The sequence below is a fragment of the Flavobacterium sp. CF108 genome, from assembly GCF_900129795.1.
Classification (GTDB): Bacteria; Bacteroidota; Bacteroidia; order Flavobacteriales; family Flavobacteriaceae; genus Flavobacterium.
The window spans coordinates 627746-647154 of sequence record NZ_FQWW01000002.1 but is presented as its reverse complement, the minus strand read 5'-3'; the positions used below and the strand labels follow the sequence as shown (position 1 = coordinate 647154).

The window sequence follows — 19409 nt, the reverse complement described above, 5'->3', positions numbered from 1 at the left end:
TGAATCCTGATTATTTTATTTTTTTATTCGTGAAAATTAGTGCAATCCGTGTTTTATAATAGTAATCCAACTTTCTTTTTCCATTCAGCATAAAATGGAGGATTGGTCAGCATTAAATTTCCTTCTTTATCTAAAAAAACCTGAACAGTTTCTCCTGTGCACGCAATTTCACCTTTATCATCAATAATTTTAAAACGATAGATCATTTTTGCAGCGGGCGTATCAACAACGGTTGTTTCAATTGTTACAACATCGCCGTAACGTAAAGACAATTTATGCTCGCATTTTGATTTTACAATTGGCGTTGTATAACCGGTTTTGGCAATATCTAAATACGTAAGCCTGTGCTGACGGCCAAACGCTTCGCGCCCATCTTCAAAATACGTAATATAGTTGCCGTGCCAAACGATTCCAAGCGGATCAGTTTCGTTAAAACGAATTCTGATTTCGTGGGTAACGGTCAGGTTTGTGGCTTCGTTAAACTGCTCTTTTCTTTTTGTCATAAAATAATGCGATGGCTGTTGTGAGAATGAAAAACAAAAATAGTAAACTTATTTTTGGGATGATTTCCAGGAAAGAAACGTTGCGTAAAAGAACGTCGTAAAAAGCGTCTAATCCCCAGTTCATTGGAGACGATTTGGCAATAATCTGCATGATTTTTGGCATGGCAAAAACCGGAACCCAGATTCCGCCAATTGCTGCTAAAATGATAACACTCGTTGCGCCAAACGGAGCCGATTGTTCCTGTGTGCTTGCAATTGTTCCCAATAAAATTCCGAATCCAATTGCGGCGAAACCTGAAAATAAAGCAACGACGCTCATCAATGCTAAATGTCCTTCGATATTTAAAGACGGCAATCCGATAGATGGAAATAAAAATACTGCAACGGCAACCATCATATAAAACTGAATCATACAAATGACAGAATAAGTGATCGTTTTGCCAATAATCACAACTAAACTAGAAACAGGATTTGTTCTTAATCGAACGAAAGTTCCTTGTGATTTTTCTTTTACAATATTAATAGATAACGGAATTACAATAAAAAATATCGCAAAAAGTGTCCACGCCGGAACGTTATGCTGAACCGAATTTGGACGAACTTCTTTATTGTTAATCTTTGGAATTATCTCTTTGAAAGAAATGAAACTTTTTTGCTCAAAATTGGTAGTTCCTTCGCCTAACTGATTTTGAAAAGTGGTGTAAATCGATTTGGTTTCAATCTGCGAAATCATTTTGTCAATCGAGCTCATGACAGCATTTTTGAAACTCATTTGAACCGCTGGATCAAAATACAGTCTTACTTCTTTTTCTTTTATTATTCGCTGAGGTTGGCTGGCTGCCGTACTATCAGTCATGCCTAAACTGCTGACAATTTTTTCGACATTTTGATCCACTTTCGCCTGCAAATCAGAACTTAAATTTTTTGGGATTATAATTGCCAATTGAAATTTTCCTTTGTAAACATTTTCTCTGGCAACATCTTCTGTAATCGTTTTATTGTCGATTTGTGTTACAACGCTGAACAGATTACTTTTTTCTAAATTCTCAAAAACGGTTTTTGAAACAGAACCTTTGTCGTAATCCACTAATAAAATGGGAATTTTAGAATCGCTGACGGTTTTAAAAGTACTGTCCTGAATTAACGTAACGGTAATGACCAAAACCAAAGGCATTATAAACAGAATGATTAATCCGCCTAAATCGCGTTTAAGCAGTAAAAATTCTTTTACGATCGACATCCAAATTTTATATAGCATCTCTCAAGTCTTTACCGGTTAATGAAATAAAAACATCTTCGAGATTTCGGGCATCTTCAACAGAATCAATTAAAGTTGACGGCGTTCCTTTTGCGTAAATTCGGCCTCGGTCTAAAATGGCAATATTGGTGCAGAAATCTTCGGCTTCAGCCAAATGATGCGAAGTATAAATAATGGATGTTCCGTTTTGGTTCAACACTTTTAGATAATCTATAATGGCATTTTTAGACTGTACATCAACGCCAACGGTTGGTTCATCTAAAAATAAAACTTTTGGTTTGTGCAGAATTCCGGCAATTAAATTCACACGGCGTTTCATCCCGCCGGAGAAAGTTTCAACAGGTTTGTCGGCAAATTTTAAAAGGCCTAAAAGATCTAAAGTTTCGATTACTTTATCTTTTAAATCAGAACCTTTTAAACCGTACATACTTCCAAAATAATGCAGATTTTCTCTTGCTGTAAGAGTAGGATATAAGGCATATTCCTGAGGAACAACGCCTATGATTTTTTTAATTTTTGAAGAGTGATGCTGATAATCTAAATTATCAATTGTAAAATGTCCCGATGTTGGTTTTACCAATCCGCAGAGCATGGAAATTAAGGTTGTTTTTCCGGCACCGTTTGGGCCAAGTAAACCAAAAATTTCTCCTTCATTTATATGTAGCGAAACGTCGTTCAAAGAAAACTGATCGGCATCTTTGTACTTTTTCGAAAGGGATTCTATTTTAATTATGGATTGCAAAATATCTTAGCTGATGGCTTTTTTTAGTTTTTTGAAAAAGATTTCTTCTCTGTTGGCAATGTCCAAAAGTTCATCGGCAATAGTGTTATAGGCGTCTTCTTTGGCACTTCTGTTTTTATAAATACGCGAAGCTTCAACAGCAAAATCACGCCATGAATCTCCAATTTGTGTCATTTCTTTCGAAAGTTCTTTCAATTCTTCATTATTTAGAATAACCGAAGCTTCCTGTAAAAATGCCGCATAAATAAAACGGAAACCACCGCCTCCAGTTCCTATTTCTTCCTGCATACGAACCATTTGCGCTAAATAATGATTGGCTTTTTTAGTTCCGTGTTTTATAGGCCATTTTCTAATTTGCTTTGATACAAATTTGATGCCGCGAACGCCTATAATTGGCATTGGCGCAAGCATGTCTCTGCATGTATTTTTTATTCCTTTAACGATGGCACTTTTTAAATCAACATCTTTCGGAACTTGAATTGGATAATACATTTGTCCGCGAGGCGCAAAAGCACCTTTTGCAAAACGAACTTTATCCAGTTCTTCGTGAGTTAAAGTTGTAACGGTTTCCATTACAGGATCACTTACTAAATAATCAGTTTCGGTTTTTCCATAAACGACTAAATTGTGTGCGTTGAAATGGAAACGGTATTCATCAGGAAAATAACTTAAATTGTAAACGCCAACTTGCAACCCGGTTGGAATATTGTTTTTTAAATTTTCATCTAATGCTTTATTGGCATTTGAAACAGAAGAAAATTTTTGTCTTTTTATTTTTAAATTTAAACGATTGGCAACTTTATTGAAAATCTGTCCAGGCAAAGTTCTGTAACTAATTGCCGGAGCATAATTAACTTTTATAAAAGGCAGATACACAAAAAATAATCCAGAGCCAATACCAAAAACCATCGGTTCGCTGATGTTTAGTCCGCTGTTTTTTAGCAGATTTGACGCTACTCCATTCTCACAATGAGCAGACTGATGATGTGTGAAAGTTAATTCCATTATTTGGTGATGCTGTTTTTTAATTCTTCGATTGAAATTTCAAATGTATCGGCATATTTCTGTAAAACCTTATCGTTTAGTTTTGCAAAAATACTTGGTTTAAAATGTTTTTTTACACGCCATTTCCAAAACCCTACATAACTTGCTAAAATAGTAAGATCCATTTTATTGACTTCCATAAAATAAACAATCGGGCTTACTTCGCCATTTAAAACCTGTTGTCTGGCTTCGGCAATACGCTCGTTTATTTCATCAATAGAGTTTGAAAGTGCTATTGTTTTCGGTTCCCAGCCTGTGCTTAACGTTGTAGTATAATTGCCGTTTTCGTCAGTTGCGTATAAAAGCTCTTTTACGTTGTTTTTCGTTAAATTACTTTGGTCTTGTGGTACTTTATCTTTTTCCATATTGCTAATTTACTTTATTAGAAACATAAAGGCTAATGCTATACATAAACTAATTATTAAAAATCTCAGATTTGCAAAAGCTAAAATTTTGTTTTTCTTCACAAATAAATAAATCATTTCGATCAGAATTCCTGCATAAAACATCTGTGTGATTATAAATCCCATGATAAATAATCCCAATCCGCCGTCGACATGTTTGTGTCCGGTTTCGTCACAATACTTATGAGGATCATAGGTAAAATACCAAAATGTGAAAAGTAATGCAAGTAAAAGAATCAAAATTCCAATTCGAATTCCGAGATGTAAAATGATTTTTTTTTGAATTACCCAACCGAAACTGTTTTTTGAATAAACAAGTTAATTTCACATTCTAAGAGTATCTGATCTTCTACTGAACTCTGACAGCTCATTGTGCATAAAGTGTAATCGTCGCCGGCAAATTTTGAAACTAAATTTGCTTTGGTAATTATAGTATCGCCGACTTTTGGAAGCGAATGAATTTTTACATTTTTTAAGGCACTGATAAATCCAATTACATTTACGTTTTCATTTTCTGTTCCGTCTTCGTCAAAAAAGTATTTTTTCCCAACAATAGAGGAGCAAGTCTGCGCCGTATTTTCAATTAAACCAGCTTCGATAAAAACAGTATCCTGAACAAAAATATTGTCTTCTTTTATCAAAAAAGTGGTTTCTACGAAGTTGGCATCAATGTCCAAAATTAAATCTACCATAAGCATTGGTGCTCGGTGCGGTAAATAATTTTGTATGTCAACTCCGGTATTCAAAATCATATATTATTTGGCTAAAACGGTTTTCATTTGTCCGTTTGCGATTTCTTCATTATTTAATTTTGTTACAATATTCACCAAAGTGATTCCTGCAAATTCTTGCAAAATTGTTACTTCAGACTGAATGTTGTCGTTTAATTGAGGCAGTTTTTTAATTTCAATTTCTTTAATAGAACCAATGTAGCCTGTTGGTGCAGTTTCATTTCTTAAAAAAAACTGATATCCGGTATGCAGTGCCACAGACTGTGCCATATGTTCAATTAAACCGGCTTCCAGAAAAATATCATTTTTTACGAAAATATTATCTTGCTGAATTTTTAAACCTGAAACCAAAGAAGTTTCGGTATAAGAATGCATAGCATCGACCATTACAAAAGGGAACTTTTGCGGTAATAAATTTTCGACTGTTTCTTTTTCTAAAAGTGCCATTGTTTCCATTAGCAAACAGTTAAATACGCATACGCGAAAGAGAATCTTCCGCTTTCGGGAACTGATAAAAGAACTTTATCTCCTTTTTTCAGTTTTCCTGAATTCATTAATTCTTCAAGAGCTAAATAAATAGAAGCAGAACCAACATTTCCAACTCTGGAAAGGTTCATGAACCATTTTTCATCGCTCATTCCAATTCCTTTTTCCGTTAATCCTTTTTTCAATCCTTCGACAAAAAAGTTAGAAGAAACGTGAGGAATAAAATAATCGACATCTTCAGATTTGATGTTGTTTTTGTCCATCGCATCTTTCATGCTTTCTGCACCTTTTGACAGAATAAATTCATCTAAAAGTTTAACGTCTTGCTTAATGGAGAAAACAGATTCGTTTAACCATTGTTCCGGCGCGTAATCGCTCCATGATTTTATTTCTCCGTTTTCTAATTTATCACCTCCTGCATACATGCAGGTTTCTAATTCGTATGCATACGAAAAAGCTTCCATCCATTCGATTTTAAGAGAAATAGGGCCTCTTGGTTTATTTTCTAATAAAAAAGCTCCGGCACCGTCAGATAACATCCAGCGTAAAAAATCTTTTTTGAACGCGATAATTGGCTGTTCTTCCAGACTTTTTAAATTGTCGGCTTCGTGATTGTATTTTTGAGCATTCAGCCAGGTCGAAACTTTTTCAGATCCTGTACAGATTGCATTGTTTGAATTTCCAGATCGTACAGAAAGAAAACCAAATTTAAGAGAGTTCATTCCGGCACAGCAAACTCCTGTTGAAGAGTTTAGTTCTACCGATTTATTTTTTAGCAAACCATGAACCATTGCGGCGTGCGAAGGCAGAAAAATGTCCGGCGTTGAGGTTCCGCATGAAAGTACTTCTAAATCCTGAGGCGTAAAATTTTCGTCGAATAACGGTAAAATGGCATTTCTGGTTAATTCGGCATTGCTGTGTGTGCTTTTTCCTGTTTTGTCAACAGCGTAATAACGGCTTGTAATTTTGTTGTTGCGCAAAATAATACGTCTTGCTTTTGAGGCAGTATCGTTGATAAGTCCTAAATAAGCTTCCATTTCATCATTTGAAACAGCTTCGTTAGGCAAATATTTTGCAGCTTTTGTTATATATACTTCAAACATAATCTATATTCTCGTCTAAACTCCTTGATAATATTGAGTTTGTCTTTTTATGGTTTTTAACTTAAAAGGGTAGGAAATAAAGTGCAATATATACACTATTGGTGAGATTAACCAAATTGCCAAGAATAAATAAACATTAAATACTTTTAGAAGCTTTTTTCGGTTTTTTTGATTTTTAAAAATCAGGTTTGACCATTTATTGAAAATTTTATTGGCCGTTTTGTCTACTGTTACTAAGTACGGACTAATTTTTACGGCCCCAATTTCTACCAATTTTGGCTGTAATTGGTCTAAATTATTCTCGTTAAAGGATGAAAGCATTACTTCTCCGAACTTTGGAGATTCGTTAATGTCTTTTTCTGAAACTCCTGGTAACGGAAAAATACCTAAATATTTTTTCTTAACGCCAGAGAACATCCATTCTACAATTGTAATAACGCTTATTAAATTTCCTACGCGATCTACTAGTGCTACATTACCTACTAATTGTGCGTTGGCTTCTTTTAGTAAAGTTTTGATTTTTTCCTGCGCCATAATCCACATGTTTCTTGAACCGCTGATGGTCACAACCGGTGTATTGTTCAGGATTTTTTTGGCTTCGTCGCTTTTTAAAAACGAGTTGATTGGAATTGAAGGCGACAAATACCAAACCTGATAATGGAAAAGCACCAAATCAAATTTTGTATTTAAAATTTCTTCAGGAACTGGCATTAAGGCTGTTGGGATTTGTAAAAACGATTCTGGAAAGGCATCAAAAAAAGCATCTTTGCTCCACGGAAACGGGAAAGGTTTTTCTAATTGTATTTCGTGAAAAGTCACTTTTATATTCTCTGAATTTAGAAATGGTTTTGCGATGTTTTGCGCAATGGTTTCTAATTGTCCGGATTGAGAATAATAAATAACAAGAACATTTTTCATTGAGGTTTGTTTGCTTTGGTTGCGAACAAAAATAAGTAAATTTATTTAAACGGATTTTTCTTGTTTACGGATTGAGGGTTTGCCACGAATTACACAAATTTTCACGAATGTATTGCGTAAAAAAGAGTGTTTTATCCCACACGTTGAGATTTACAAAATTTCAGAGGATATTAAATTAGTGAAAATTTGTGTAATTCGTGGCAAAACAAAACTTTAAGACTTCAAATCATTCCAAAAATCGAAATAATTAAACCATTGCAAAGGGTATTTTTTCAGGATGCTTTCTACGCTTGTTACGTATTCTTTCAGCAATCCTTTTTCGTCACGGTGTTTAACTGCGGCTTCTCTTGCGTATAAATGATAATGTAAATTTGGCTCTTTCATAACATAAACGAACACAACCGGAACTTTTAATCTTGATGCAATTAAAAATGGCCCGGCAGGGAAGTTGGCTTCTTTGCCCAAAATATTTTCAGAAAGCGATTTTGTGCCTTCAAAATAACGGTCGCCTGTAAAGCAGACTAATTCGTTATTGGCTAAAGCCGCATTTATTTCAAAAATATGAGACAAATCGTCTTTGATAATAATGAATTTTACGGTTGGTTTTTGGGTAATGCTTTCCAGATAATTTTTAATCGCAGAATGTTCTAAATCTGTCGTAACTAAATTGATTTGAAAATCAAGATCGATATCGCCTAAGAAATGTTCTGCAATTTCAAAATTCCCAACATGTGCGCTAATTAAAACACCGCCTTTTTTTTCGGCTAAAAGCTTTTTTAAAATCTCAATTCCATCAAATTCATAGGTGAATTTGTTTCGCATTCCGGCAGAAATGGAAACCTTATCAATAATGGTCTGTCCAAAAGTGTAATAACTTTTGAAAACCATTTTTTTTGATTTAAAATAGGAATACTGAAGCCTTTCTTTAAAGTAATAAAAAATAGCGCGATTGCTTTTCTTTAAAAATAAAAAGTAGTAAGAAGCGACAAAGTAAAGTAAAACATAAGCAGATTTAATACCCGCTTTTTGAATCAAAAAAACGAATATTCTATAACCTAAAACAGTTCCTTTTGATTTGCCATCCCATTCACTCATTAAGCTGTTTTGGCTTTTAATTTGGTTTCGATAAGGTCATAGAAACTTTGGAAATCAGAAATTCCAACAAAATCTGCCTCAACTAGTTTTACGCCAAAGTTTGATTCTATTGAAACTACTAAATCAACATAATCTAAACTATCTAAGCCAAGCGTATCTTTTAAATTAGCATTTGGTTCAATGTCGTCATTGTCTACTTCAAATTCATCAACTAAAAAACCATTGATTTTTGCTATAATATCTTCTTTATTCATCGTTCAATTTAAACTTTTTAACCACCAACGCCGAGTTGGTTCCTCCGAAACCGAAAGAATTGGACAAAAATATGTCAAATTTTTTGTTTAACGTAGTTTTAACTAAATTTAATTTTGAAGCATCTTCATCTGGATTGTCTAAATTGATGTTTGGCGCAATGAAATCGTTCAGCATCATAATGATAGAGTAGATAATTTCGCTTGCTCCCGCCATCCAGCATTCGTGGCCTGTCATTGATTTTGTTGAACTAACATGAGGATTTTTCTCACCAAAAACTTCAAAAATAGCTTTGGCTTCGTTTGCATCGCCAACCGGAGTTGAGGTTGCATGTGCATTTATATACTCAATATCTGATGCTTTTAGTTTAGCATCGTCAAGTGCTCTTTGCATTGCTGTAGCGGGACCTTCGACATTTGGAGTCGAAATATGTCCGCCGTTTGATGAAAATCCGTAACCTGAAACTTCGGCAATAATATTAGCTCCACGTGCAATTGCAGATTCGTAACTTTCCAGAATTAGAGTTGCGCCGCCGCCACTCGGAATTAATCCGTCACGTCCGGCATCAAAAGGTCTTGAAGCTTTTTCAGGATCACTTTCTCGGTTAGAAAAAACACCTAAACCATCAAAACTGCTCATCGCATATTTGTTGATTTCCTGCGCTCCTCCAGTTATAATGATATCCTGAAAACCACTTTTTATTAAAAAATAAGCTAATCCAATTGAATGTGAACCGCTTGCACAGGCAGCGCTAACGGTTAAATTAATGCCGCGAAGTTTAAAAATCGTTGAAAGATTCATCGTTACCGTAGAATTCATCGATTTAAAAATCGCTCCGGAACCAATTAAGGCAGTATCTTTTTTCTCACGCACGATATCTGTAGCATCGATAATGGCTTTAGAAACGCTGTCGTTTCCGTACATAATTCCAACTTCGCGAGTATCAAAAAAAGCATCGTCAATATTGGCATTTTTCAATGCTTCGATAGTGGCCATATAAGCATATTCGGTTTCTTCACCAATGCTCATACGTTGTCTTCGGGTCAATAGATTTTTTAAATCAGCTTTAGGAACCATTCCGGTTAAGGCTGACTGAAAACCAAACTCTTTTCGTTCAGCATCAAACTGAATACCCGATTTTCCGTTATACAATGATTCCTTCACTTCATCTAAAGAAGTTCCGATACAAGAATAAATCCCCATTCCAGTAATTACCACTCTCTTATTCATCGTCTTTCAAAGTAATTTTTTATCCTTAAAGTGTAATTTTTACCAAAGTTTTTTTTAATCTATTCGTTATTATTAATCTCGCAAAGACGTTTAAAAAACTTAAAATATTATGCAAACATAGTATTCTTAAGAATATATTCCTCCGTTTATATTAATAATTTCTCCGGTAATATAACTCGATTTTTTTGAAATCAAAAAGCTTACCAAATCTGCCACTTCTTCGGCTTCGCCAAAACGATTTACCGGAATCAGTTTTAATAATTCTTTTTTGTCAAGCGCACTTGTCATATCGGTTCTAATAAAACCGGGTGCAACAGCATTTACCGTTATATTACGTTTTGCAACTTCTTGTGCTAATGCTTTTGTAGCTGCGACAATTGCTCCTTTTGCAGCCGAATAATTGGTTTGTCCAGCTGTACCTTTTACTCCAGAAACAGAAACCATATTTACAATTCGGCCATATTTATTGCGAAGCATTTTTTGAATAAAAAACTGCGTCACATTAAAAAATCCGTTTAAACTTGTGTTTACAACTCCGTTCCAGTCTTCGGGAGTCATCCACATAAAAAGACCATCTTTTGTAATTCCGGCATTGTTTACAATAGCCTCAACAATAGCTTCAGGATTTGATTCCTGCCATTGCGTTAAAACAGTTTGTACTTGTTCAAAATTTGCAACATCAAAACCTAAAATTTCTCCTGTTGCGCCTAATTTTTGTATTTCCTGAAGTGTTTCTTCGGCAGCGGTTTTGTTTGAATGATAATTGATCAGAATATGATAATTGGATTCAACGGCTAATTTTTTACAAATAGCACTGCCAATTCCTCTTGAACCGCCTGTTACTAATACACATTTCATTTATGTCGATTTTATTTCTTTTTCTTAGTTACTGGTTTGCTAACTGGTTTTGCTGGTGTTTTTGTTTCAGCTTTTGGACTCTCAGCAGCTACACTTATTTCCTTTTTTTCTCTTTCTGCTGTTTGTGAAAACAATTCAGCATTTTCAAACCATTGGTTTCCTAATACAGTTCCGTCGGGTCTTAAAAAACCCCATTTCCCTTCGTTTTTTACTCTGGCAAGGCCATCAATAAACCCTTTGTCCTGCTGTACGAAAAGCGCAATAACGAATCCGTTTGAAGTGATTCCGTATTGAGTTGGAATTACCAGTTTTCCGGCTTCATTAATAAATCCCCAGTTGCTTTCTTTTACAGGAGCTAAACCATTTGTGCTGAAAACTTCTGCATCGCTGTACGTTGGTTCAATTACAAATGTTCCTTTTAAATTGATGTAACCCCATTTTTTTCCAACTAAAACCGGAGCTAAATTTTTTGAGAATGCTTTTCCTTTATCATATATAGGCAGGATTACCCAATTTCCGTTTAAATCAATAAAACCAATCTTTCCGTTCTTTTTGGCATACGTTAAATCCTGAGTTTCAAAATCCCATATTTTTTCGGCACCATCAACCGGAATAAATTTTCCCCCGCTTACAAGTCCGAAAGTTTTATCTTTTCTTGCCCAGGTTGTGCCTTTAAAATAATTTCCAATCTCTGCATAAGCTGGTTCAACTAATTCTTTTCCGGAAGTATTTATAATTCCCCAGTTTTTATTTAGTTCGACTCTTGCAAAACCATTTTCAAAAGGTTTGATTTGGTCGTATTTCGGTTCTAAAATTACGGTCAGTTTTGAATTGATTAATCCAACTTTGTTTCCTTGTCTTATAAAAGCAACGCCGTTATTAAAATCGAATATTTTTTCGGTAGCGGGCGCTTTTAAAATTTCACCTTTTGCATTAATATAAACCCAGTCCTTATCTTTTTGTACAACTGCAATTCCGCTGTTAAAATCTTTAGCATTATTAAAAGATGCCGGAATTACCCAGCTTCCTTTGGTGTCAATAAAACCCCATTTTCCGTTGTCTTCGACAGCGGCTAAACCTTCAGAAAAGCTTTTGGCAGATTTGTATTGAGGTTCGATTTTAAAAGAACCATCTTTTGAAATATATCCAATTTTTGAATTCTTTTTAACTAATGCTAGTTCTTGACTATTAACAAATTGAATGCAACCTAGCAACAAAAAAATAAGTGTTTTTTTCATGATTTTAAGATTCAATATTAATAATATAAAAATGCTTTTTTATTCCTGAAAGAGTTCAGCATTCTGAAACCATTCAATCAAAAGCTTCCCATCTGGTTTAAGAAAACCCCATTTACCGTTGCGTTTTACTCTTGCTAATCCGCCGATGAATCCTTTTTCTTCACGCATATAGCTTCCAAATGCTGCAGAAATATCATAATCTGCCGGAATAACTACTACTCCTGTTTCATTAATAAATCCCCAGCCGAATTCTTTTTTTACAGCTGCAAGTCCGCTTTCGCTAAAAGGTTCTGCATCATAAAACATGGGTTGTACCACACATACTCCTTCTAAATTGGTATAACCCCATTTTTCACGCATGCAAACGGGTGCTAAATTATTAGAAAATGGTTTTGTTTTGTCAAATAATGGTTTAAGAACCCACTGTCCTTCAAAATTTACAAATCCCCATTTTGCTCCTTTTTTCGCAGCAATTAAATCTTGCGTTCCAAAAGTTCCAAATTCACTTACATCGTCTATTTTAATAAATTGTCCGTTATGAACCAGTCCATAATCTTTTCCTTTTTTTGCCCAGGTTGTGTTGTTGTAGTAATCTCCAACTTCATCATAAATGGCTTCAACAACTTCTTTTCCTGATGGATCAACAATTCCCCATTTTCCATTTACAGCAGCTCTTGCATAACCTTTATAAAAAGCTCTGATCACATCATATTTTGGAGCCAGAATAATTTCAAATTTATTATTGATAATCCCTACTTTATTGTTTTGTCTAAAAAAAGCTGCTCCGTAATGAAAATCAAATAATTTATCAGATTCCGGATTCCCCTTTAATATTTCACCTTGTTTGTTGATGTAATACCAAACGGCTTTTTTTTCTATAGCAGCGATTCCGCTGTTGAAATCTCTGGCATTGTCAAAAGTTGCAGGAATTACAAAAGTTCCTTTACTGTCAACATATCCCCATTTTCCATTTTGTTTAACGGCTGCTAATCCATCAGAAAAATCTCTTGCGCTGTCAAATTTTGGTTCAACAGCAAAAGTTCCTTCTTTTGTAATAAGACCAAATTTACCGTCTTTTTTAACTAAAGCAAGTTCTTGAGCATTAACTAATTGAAAAGCTATTAGAAATAAAAAAAATATTTTCTTCATGTTTTTTAAATATGATTCCAGTAAAATTAATTGTTGATCAAATAATCTTTTACACCTTGAACAAATGGATACATTACCTGATCTTCCTTAAATGTTGGAATTATAGTTCGAACATCATCGTACCATTTTTTGGTAACCGATGAAATTTTATCTTTTTGCCCTAAATAATCAATTGCCTGAACGATAGTAATCATTTCGATTGCCAATACTTCAAAAGCATTTTCGATTACTTTTGAGGTAATTACCGCAGCGTTTGTTCCCATACTTACAATATCCTGATTGTCATTGTTGTTTGGAATACTGTGAACGTACATTGGGTTTGAAAGCATTTGACTTTCGGCCGTTGTTGAAGTTGCTGTAAACTGAACTCCCTGCATCCCGAAATTGAAACCTAATGTTCCTAAATTCACAAATGGAGGCAGTAATTCGTTGATTTTTGAATTCAATAAATAATTCAATTGACGTTCTGCCAACATCGTTAATTTTGTAATAACGATTTTTAGTTTATCCATTTCCAGCGAAATGTAATCTCCGTGGAAATTTCCTCCGTGATAAACGTGTTTGTTTTTTACGTCGATGATTGGATTGTCGTTTGCGGAGTTAAATTCGTCTTCTAAAATAGAAGCTACATTATTAATAGTCTCTAAAACCGGCCCCAAAATTTGAGGAACACATCTTAATGAATAATATTCCTGAACTTTTTCTTTGAAGATTTCTTCGGTGTTTTCACCAGAATATAAATGGTCTTCTCTTTTACGGATTAAAGTACTGTCTGAAAGATTCTGACGCATTTTTGCAGCAATTTCCTGCTGTCCTTTATGACGTTTTGTTTGGTTTAATTCTGCAGAGAAATGATCATCATAAGCCTGAACCAATTCGTTTATGGCACAAGAAGATTTTAATGACCAGTCTAATAATTTTTTAGCGTGATATACATTTACAACGCCAATTCCTGTCATTACAGAAGTTCCGTTGATTAATGCTAAACCTTCTCTAATTTCTACCTGAATTGGTTTTAAACCTTCTATTTCAAAAACTTCCGGAGTTGGTCTTCTTTCGCCTTTATAAAAAACTTCGCCTTCGCCTATTAAAACTAATGCTAAATGTGATAATTGTACTAAGTCACCGCTGGCACCAACACCACCGTGTTCAAAGATTAAAGGTGTAATATCTCTATTGATAAGTTCAGACATTAAATGAATTACTGACGGATGAACACCAGAATTTCCTAATGAAAGTGTATTTAATCGAGCTAAAATTGCTGCTTTTGCACAAGCTGCATTTAATGGTTTTCCGGTTCCAGAAGAGTGGCTGCGGATTAAATTATATTGAAGCTGAATTTGATCAGACTCTTTAATTCTGTATTGCGCCATTGGGCCAAAGCCTGTGTTTACGCCGTAAATTACTTTATTTCCAGAGAATTCTTTTAAGAAATTGAAGCTTTCGTTTACTCGGTTTAGAACTACATCGCTAATTGTAACTTTTTGATTTCCAAAGATTATGGCTTCAAACTCTGCTAAACTTAAATATTCATTAATTGTATTCATTAACTCGTTTTTGGTTGTGCTAATTTAATTTTATTTATCAAAATAAATGTAGTTATTTTGATGATGGCAAATGTAGGTTAATAATTGATAATATTTTTATTATGATAAAGGAGTTTGTAGATGTTTTAGTAATAGGCGCCGGACCATCCGGATGTGTATCGGCATCGTATCTTCATAAAAACAATGTTAAGGTGAAAGTTGTTGAGAAACAGAAGTTTCCGAGACTTGTTGTGGGCGAAAGCTTAATTCCGAGAGTAATGGATCATTTTGCTGAGGCAGAATTATTTGATGCTCTTAATTCAATGAACTTTGAAAAGAAACTTGGAGCCCGTTTTATTAGAGGCGAAGAGATTTGTGTTTTTGATTTCAGCAAGAAATTTGGTGAAGGCTGGGATTGGACCTGGCAGATTCCAAGAGCTGATTTTGACAACACAATGGCGCAGGAAGTGGTTCGTAAAGGTGTTGACCTTGAATTTGAAACGGAAGTTTTAGAAGTTTCTTTTGAAGGAAAAAATTCAAAAACAATCGTAAAAGATAAAGACGGAAATTTAAAAGAAATCCATGCCAAATTTATTGTCGATTCCAGCGGATACGGACGTGTTTTGCCAAGACTTTTAGATTTAGATACGCCTTCGAAATTAGATCCGCATTCTTCGATTTTTACACACGTAAAAGATATTAACAGACCAGAAGGTGAGGAAGGAACTCAGATTTCATTTGATATTTTAGAAACTGAAGTTTGGCTTTGGGTAATTCCATTTTCTAACGGAAATACTAGTTTAGGTGTTGTTGGGCCAACAGATTTTATCAATTCGCTTTCTGAAAATAAAGATAATGCCGAGGCTTTGAAAAACGCTATTCAGCTATCAGATTATTATATTCAAAGATTTAAAGGAACAGAATTTTTATTTGAACCGGTAAAACTGGAAAATTATTCGAGAGCAGTAAAAAGAATGTATGGAGACGGTTTTGCTTTGACAGGAAACAGTTCTGAATTTCTTGATCCTGTTTTTTCATCTGGAGTAGCTTTTGCAACGGAGTCTGGAATGCTGGCGGCAAAATTATACTTAAAAGAATCACAGGGAATTCCTGTTGACTGGGAAGTTGAATTTACGCAATATATGAAACGCGGAATTTCGGTATTCACGACTTATGTACAGGAATGGTATACCGGAAATCTTCAGACTTTGTTTTTCCATCAGCCGGAAAATCCTGAAGTAAAAGAAAAAATTTGTGCTGTGTTGGCTGGTTATGTTTGGAACGAAGAGAATTCGTTTGTCAAGAAACATGATCACGTTATAGCCAATATGGCGTATTTACTAAATATGCAAAAAGAACAAAGCCCTGAATAATCAGGGCTTTTTTTTGGTTTTATTTAAATGCTTTTTTCAATAAAAGCTTAGATAACGATTTTGCAGTTTTGGCGAATCCTTCTCCAATTCTTGTTTCATTACTAAAATTACTTCCCCATTGATCTCCGGGAGCTTCTTCGCTTGTAATTTCCAGTAAAACATTTGATTTGTTTGCTGTTTCAACAAATTTAAGATTTGTAGTAACTTTTGCAGGTTGTTTCATAATTCCTGCATCCCAGCCCGGATAAATCCATACCGTTTGTACAATTAAAGTATAAGGAGTATTTAATCCTTCCTGGAAATTTAAATCTTTACCAGCTTTAGCTAGTACGACATTTCCTATTTCTAAAAATTTTGGTGTCCAGATTTGATCTTTTGCAACAACCCATCTTTTTTCCCAAAGATTTCCGTTTCCTTTTGCTTTTTCGTCTAAATCGGCTTTGTGTTCTTTAATGTATTGCGCTTCAGATTTTTTTTCTTTCATCATAGTGAAGCTGCTATAATCAAATATTGTATTGATTTCTTTTTGATCTTTTAAGAAATCAAAGTTTCCTTTTACTACTTCCATGTCCTGAGAAAAAGCGGTTCCGGAAATAATAAATAAAGCAAAAATTAATTTTTTCATTTTTTATTTATTTTGGTTAATTACTGGGCTAAAAGTAATTAAAATGTTTGTATAAATATTTTTCTTGTTAAAATAAAAATCATCTATAAAATCTACTTTTGCTTATAACAGAAAGATTTTGACTAAAATAAAAATAATTGAAGCAGAGAATAATAGTAATGCTTCAAATTTAATAACTTGTTTTAAAGATAACCCTAAACGCATTTTTTTACCAAGAATTTTGCTTATCAAAATAGCGGTAATTAAAAACAGGAATATAACTATAGAGTTAAGAATAAACCGATTAAGAAATAGCAGGAATAATGAATCATTTTTTAATTGAATGTATTTTTCTTCACTTCCTATCCATAAATAGGCACTAAAAAATATTGCAATTATTCCCAGAATCAGGAGAATTGTGTGGATAATTTTAAAAAAATATTCTTCATGTTTTTCCCGGAATAAAGAGCGTTATAACTATTTCTATTTTGTATTAATTTTTTGATTTCCGTGCCATTAAACTTTGATAATATACTTTATAATCAAATACTTGTTTGAGCTGATTGTTTTTATACAAATAAATACTGGACTGACCTTTAACTTTTACTATTGAGTCTCCAACTTCTACTTCATCCCAAAAACTGTTTACTACAGCATTGCTTGAACTACTTGTAAATTTAAGCATTGGCGTACAATGTTGTGATGAATCAATATATTTTTCAAGCACAATACCGGAATATGATTCTTCTTTACTATTCTCAAGTGCTCTTTTATAAAAAGCTTCACTTCCTGAAAGATAATTTGCCCAAAAAGCCATCACAGTTAGTAAAATCACTAAAATTAGAAATTTAAGTACATTTTCTTTTTTTATCATAGAGAGCAAATTTTTCTTTTTTGTAATAGTGGTTCTTGTTTAACTTAATCTAAAGACAAATTTTAAAAAATAAATTAGATTCCATGAAAATTTTAATTTAATCAAAAACAAACATAAAAAAGGGATCCCATACAGGATCCCTTTTCACTTCAAAATTACTTATTAAAAAATTACCAGAATTTAACGTACAATGCTACGATAATCAGTAATGTAATTACAATTAAAACTGTTGTTTGTGGTTTTACTTTAAACATTTCAGAGTCTATTTCAAACGCTTTTGGATTTACTTTAGGACCTGCAAAACTAATTCCAATCATAGCTAGCATCGTAAAGAAAAATGATAATCCCATACAAATGTGGAAAGGAATTTCAAAAATTGGACTTCCGTCAGGATAAAGTTTTCCGTTAGGATAAGCCGTATATAATAATGTATCGTGTCCAAATAATGCCGGAGCATATTCGTTGAATAAAACCGATAAAAGAAATCCTAAAATTACTCCAACAATAGCTGCAGTTCCTGTAGTTCTTTTCCAGAACATACCAAGGAAGAACATTGCGAAAACTCCAGGACTGATAAATCCTGTATATTTTTGGATATAAGTAAATCCTCCAACTCCTCCAATACCTAAAGTATCTTTCCATGTAAATAAAACAGCTAAAAGCATGGCAGCAAATACTGTAATTCTACCAATATTTACCTGTTGTTTTTCGCCAGCTTCTTTTTGAATATATTTTTTATGAATATCTAAAGTATAGATTGTCGAAATACTATTTACTTTTCCGGCCAATGAAGCTACGATTGCAGCAGTTAAAGCCGCAACAGAAAGCCCTTTTAAACCTGTTGGCAAGAATGTCAATACAGCAGAATATGCTCCATCTTTTCCTCCAACTAATTGTGGTAATTGTCCGTTTGTATATAATACATACGCAGCAATTCCAGGTAACATTACAATTAAAGGCATTAATAATTTTAGCATTCCTGCAAATAAAATTCCGGTACGTGCTGTTTGTAAATCTGCACCAAGAGCTCTTTGCGTAATATATTGGTTACAACCCCAGTAATTTAAGTTGATAATCCAGATACCGGCAAGGTAAGACATCAAACCTGGGAAAGTCAAATATTTGTCAATTTCAAGCTGAGATGAAGTCGCTGTAGGTTTTGGAATAATCATTTTGAAATGTTCCGGAGCTTCTGTCATTAATACTTTGAAACCTTCAATTGCACTGCCGCTTATTCCTAGCTTTTCTCCAACAGTTACTAAAGCAATATAAGAAGTTACCAATCCACCAATGATTAATACGGCAACCTGAATAACATCTGTATAAGCCACAACCTTCATTCCTCCAAGAGAAATAAATAAGGCAAAAACCGCTAAACCAATCATAATAACGTGAAGATATTCTCCTCCCGCAAGACCGTTAATAGCAACTGCACCTAAATATAAAATAGAAGTTAAGTTTACAAATACATATAAAAACAACCAGAAAACAGCCATAATCAACGCAGTCGATTCATTATAACGTGTTTTTAAGAATTGAGGCATAGTATATATCTTATTTTTAAGATATACTGGAATGAACCAAACGGCTACAATAATTAAGGCAACAGCAGCAAGCCATTCATAAGCAGCAACGGCGATTCCTAAAAAGAAACCTTCACCACTCATCCCGATGAATTGTTCTGCTGAAATGTTTGATGCAATTAACGAAGCTCCAATTGCCCACCAAGTTAAGTTTCCTTCTGCAAGAAAATAGGCTTTAGCATCATGCTCGTCTTGTTTACGTTTGCGATAAATGGTGTAACCGTAGACAGATACTACGATAAAATAGATAATAAAAACCGCATAATCTGCGAGAGTGAGGTTCTGGTTCATTGTTAATAGTATTTTAGATAATTAGTATAGGTGATTGTTTAAGTTAAAATTTGAAATTAATATTTATGTGGTTTAATGTGTTTAAAAATGAAATATGTGTTTTTATTGTGTTATTTTTTTGTCAAAACAAGAACGAAAGCCAAATTT

The 19409-nt window shown here is 33.9% G+C and carries 20 protein-coding genes; 1 reads left to right on the top strand and 19 read right to left on the bottom strand.

Annotation, left to right across the window (positions count from 1 at the left end; all coding sequences use genetic code 11):
* Positions 1-53 precede the first annotated feature (53 nt).
* From BUE10_RS08105 to hutH, 16 genes are all read right to left on the bottom strand, one after another.
* Positions 54-503: an acyl-CoA thioesterase gene (locus tag BUE10_RS08105; protein WP_073483975.1), complete on the bottom strand. Its 450-nt coding sequence runs from the start codon at positions 501-503 to the stop codon at positions 54-56.
* Positions 478-1761, bottom strand: a complete 1284-nt coding sequence (locus BUE10_RS08100) for an ABC transporter permease (protein ID WP_073483973.1) — start codon at positions 1759-1761, stop codon at positions 478-480. Before BUE10_RS08100 ends, BUE10_RS08105 begins: the two co-directional genes overlap by 26 nt.
* The gene (locus tag BUE10_RS08095; protein WP_073483971.1) at positions 1751-2503 is read right to left on the bottom strand and encodes an ABC transporter ATP-binding protein; all 753 of its coding nucleotides are present in this window, start codon (positions 2501-2503) and stop codon (positions 1751-1753) included. Before BUE10_RS08095 ends, BUE10_RS08100 begins: the two co-directional genes overlap by 11 nt.
* Positions 2504-2509: 6 nt before the next feature.
* On the bottom strand, positions 2510-3508 hold the full coding sequence (locus tag BUE10_RS08090) for a BtrH-related acyltransferase DarH (RefSeq protein ID WP_073483969.1): 999 nt from the start codon (positions 3506-3508) through the stop codon (positions 2510-2512).
* The gene (locus BUE10_RS08085) at positions 3508-3912 is read right to left on the bottom strand and encodes a flexirubin biosynthesis protein DarG (protein WP_073483967.1); all 405 of its coding nucleotides are present in this window, start codon (positions 3910-3912) and stop codon (positions 3508-3510) included. The genes BUE10_RS08090 and BUE10_RS08085 overlap by 1 nt, the downstream gene beginning before the upstream one ends.
* A 323-nt stretch (positions 3913-4235) precedes the next feature.
* Positions 4236-4703: a hotdog family protein gene (locus tag BUE10_RS08075; RefSeq protein WP_073483964.1), complete on the bottom strand. Its 468-nt coding sequence runs from the start codon at positions 4701-4703 to the stop codon at positions 4236-4238.
* A gap of 3 nt (positions 4704-4706) precedes the next feature.
* Positions 4707-5138: a hotdog family protein gene (locus BUE10_RS08070; protein WP_073483962.1), complete on the bottom strand. Its 432-nt coding sequence runs from the start codon at positions 5136-5138 to the stop codon at positions 4707-4709.
* The gene (locus BUE10_RS08065) at positions 5138-6271 is read right to left on the bottom strand and encodes a dialkylresorcinol biosynthesis protein DarB (RefSeq protein ID WP_073483960.1); all 1134 of its coding nucleotides are present in this window, start codon (positions 6269-6271) and stop codon (positions 5138-5140) included. The genes BUE10_RS08070 and BUE10_RS08065 overlap by 1 nt, the downstream gene beginning before the upstream one ends.
* A gap of 15 nt (positions 6272-6286) precedes the next feature.
* Entirely contained in the window at positions 6287-7189 is a 903-nt protein-coding gene (locus BUE10_RS08060; protein WP_073483959.1) for a hypothetical protein, read from the bottom strand.
* Positions 7190-7402: 213 nt separating this feature from the next.
* Complete coding sequence (locus BUE10_RS08055; protein ID WP_073483958.1) at positions 7403-8284, bottom strand: LpxL/LpxP family acyltransferase; 882 nt, start codon at positions 8282-8284, stop codon at positions 7403-7405.
* A complete protein-coding gene (locus BUE10_RS08050) occupies positions 8284-8538 on the bottom strand; it encodes an acyl carrier protein (RefSeq protein ID WP_053472936.1) in 255 nt (84 codons plus the stop codon). The genes BUE10_RS08055 and BUE10_RS08050 overlap by 1 nt, the downstream gene beginning before the upstream one ends.
* Positions 8531-9766 carry a beta-ketoacyl-[acyl-carrier-protein] synthase family protein gene (locus BUE10_RS08045; protein ID WP_073483957.1) on the bottom strand — a complete coding sequence of 412 codons (1236 nt, stop codon included), beginning with the start codon at positions 9764-9766 and terminating at the stop codon, positions 8531-8533. Before BUE10_RS08045 ends, BUE10_RS08050 begins: the two co-directional genes overlap by 8 nt.
* 126 nt (positions 9767-9892) lie before the next feature.
* On the bottom strand, positions 9893-10624 hold the full coding sequence (fabG, locus tag BUE10_RS08040; protein ID WP_073483956.1) for a flexirubin biosynthesis SDR family reductase FlxB: 732 nt from the start codon (positions 10622-10624) through the stop codon (positions 9893-9895).
* 11 nt (positions 10625-10635) lie between these two features.
* The gene (locus BUE10_RS08035; protein WP_073483955.1) at positions 10636-11862 is read right to left on the bottom strand and encodes a WG repeat-containing protein; all 1227 of its coding nucleotides are present in this window, start codon (positions 11860-11862) and stop codon (positions 10636-10638) included.
* A gap of 39 nt (positions 11863-11901) precedes the next feature.
* Complete coding sequence (locus tag BUE10_RS08030) at positions 11902-13011, bottom strand: WG repeat-containing protein (protein WP_073483953.1); 1110 nt, start codon at positions 13009-13011, stop codon at positions 11902-11904.
* Positions 13012-13037: 26 nt separating this feature from the next.
* A complete protein-coding gene (gene hutH, locus BUE10_RS08025; RefSeq protein ID WP_073483951.1) occupies positions 13038-14558 on the bottom strand; it encodes a flexirubin biosynthesis tyrosine ammonia-lyase FlxA in 1521 nt (506 codons plus the stop codon).
* Positions 14559-14659: 101 nt separating this feature from the next.
* Between hutH and BUE10_RS08020 the strand changes: the two genes are divergently transcribed.
* Positions 14660-15910: an NAD(P)/FAD-dependent oxidoreductase gene (locus BUE10_RS08020; protein WP_073483949.1), complete on the top strand. Its 1251-nt coding sequence runs from the start codon at positions 14660-14662 to the stop codon at positions 15908-15910.
* A gap of 19 nt (positions 15911-15929) precedes the next feature.
* On the opposite strand, the gene BUE10_RS08015 is transcribed toward BUE10_RS08020, so the two are convergent.
* From BUE10_RS08015 to BUE10_RS08005, 3 genes are all read right to left on the bottom strand, one after another.
* On the bottom strand, positions 15930-16535 hold the full coding sequence (locus BUE10_RS08015) for a hypothetical protein (protein ID WP_073483948.1): 606 nt from the start codon (positions 16533-16535) through the stop codon (positions 15930-15932).
* A gap of 472 nt (positions 16536-17007) precedes the next feature.
* Entirely contained in the window at positions 17008-17388 is a 381-nt protein-coding gene (locus BUE10_RS08010; protein WP_073483946.1) for a hypothetical protein, read from the bottom strand.
* A 170-nt stretch (positions 17389-17558) separates the two neighbouring features.
* Positions 17559-19262, bottom strand: a complete 1704-nt coding sequence (locus BUE10_RS08005) for a sodium/sugar symporter (protein ID WP_073483944.1) — start codon at positions 19260-19262, stop codon at positions 17559-17561.
* Positions 19263-19409: the final 147 nt, after the last annotated feature.

Coding starts and splice junctions, on each gene's coding strand:
- BUE10_RS08105 (WP_073483975.1), bottom strand. CDS start 503: ATGACAAAAAGAAAAGAGCAGTTTAACGAAGCCACAAACCTGACCGTT.
- BUE10_RS08100 (WP_073483973.1), bottom strand. CDS start 1,761: ATGCTATATAAAATTTGGATGTCGATCGTAAAAGAATTTTTACTGCTT.
- BUE10_RS08090 (WP_073483969.1), bottom strand. CDS start 3,508: ATGGAATTAACTTTCACACATCATCAGTCTGCTCATTGTGAGAATGGA.
- BUE10_RS08085 (WP_073483967.1), bottom strand. CDS start 3,912: ATGGAAAAAGATAAAGTACCACAAGACCAAAGTAATTTAACGAAAAAC.
- BUE10_RS08075 (WP_073483964.1), bottom strand. CDS start 4,703: ATGATTTTGAATACCGGAGTTGACATACAAAATTATTTACCGCACCGA.
- BUE10_RS08070 (WP_073483962.1), bottom strand. CDS start 5,138: ATGGAAACAATGGCACTTTTAGAAAAAGAAACAGTCGAAAATTTATTA.
- BUE10_RS08065 (WP_073483960.1), bottom strand. CDS start 6,271: ATGTTTGAAGTATATATAACAAAAGCTGCAAAATATTTGCCTAACGAA.
- BUE10_RS08060 (WP_073483959.1), bottom strand. CDS start 7,189: ATGAAAAATGTTCTTGTTATTTATTATTCTCAATCCGGACAATTAGAA.
- BUE10_RS08055 (WP_073483958.1), bottom strand. CDS start 8,284: ATGAGTGAATGGGATGGCAAATCAAAAGGAACTGTTTTAGGTTATAGA.
- BUE10_RS08050 (WP_053472936.1), bottom strand. CDS start 8,538: ATGAATAAAGAAGATATTATAGCAAAAATCAATGGTTTTTTAGTTGAT.
- BUE10_RS08045 (WP_073483957.1), bottom strand. CDS start 9,766: ATGAATAAGAGAGTGGTAATTACTGGAATGGGGATTTATTCTTGTATC.
- fabG (WP_073483956.1), bottom strand. CDS start 10,624: ATGAAATGTGTATTAGTAACAGGCGGTTCAAGAGGAATTGGCAGTGCT.
- BUE10_RS08035 (WP_073483955.1), bottom strand. CDS start 11,862: ATGAAAAAAACACTTATTTTTTTGTTGCTAGGTTGCATTCAATTTGTT.
- BUE10_RS08030 (WP_073483953.1), bottom strand. CDS start 13,011: ATGAAGAAAATATTTTTTTTATTTCTAATAGCTTTTCAATTAGTTAAT.
- hutH (WP_073483951.1), bottom strand. CDS start 14,558: ATGAATACAATTAATGAATATTTAAGTTTAGCAGAGTTTGAAGCCATA.
- BUE10_RS08020 (WP_073483949.1), top strand. CDS start 14,660: ATGATAAAGGAGTTTGTAGATGTTTTAGTAATAGGCGCCGGACCATCC.
- BUE10_RS08015 (WP_073483948.1), bottom strand. CDS start 16,535: ATGAAAAAATTAATTTTTGCTTTATTTATTATTTCCGGAACCGCTTTT.
- BUE10_RS08010 (WP_073483946.1), bottom strand. CDS start 17,388: ATGATAAAAAAAGAAAATGTACTTAAATTTCTAATTTTAGTGATTTTA.
- BUE10_RS08005 (WP_073483944.1), bottom strand. CDS start 19,262: ATGAACCAGAACCTCACTCTCGCAGATTATGCGGTTTTTATTATCTAT.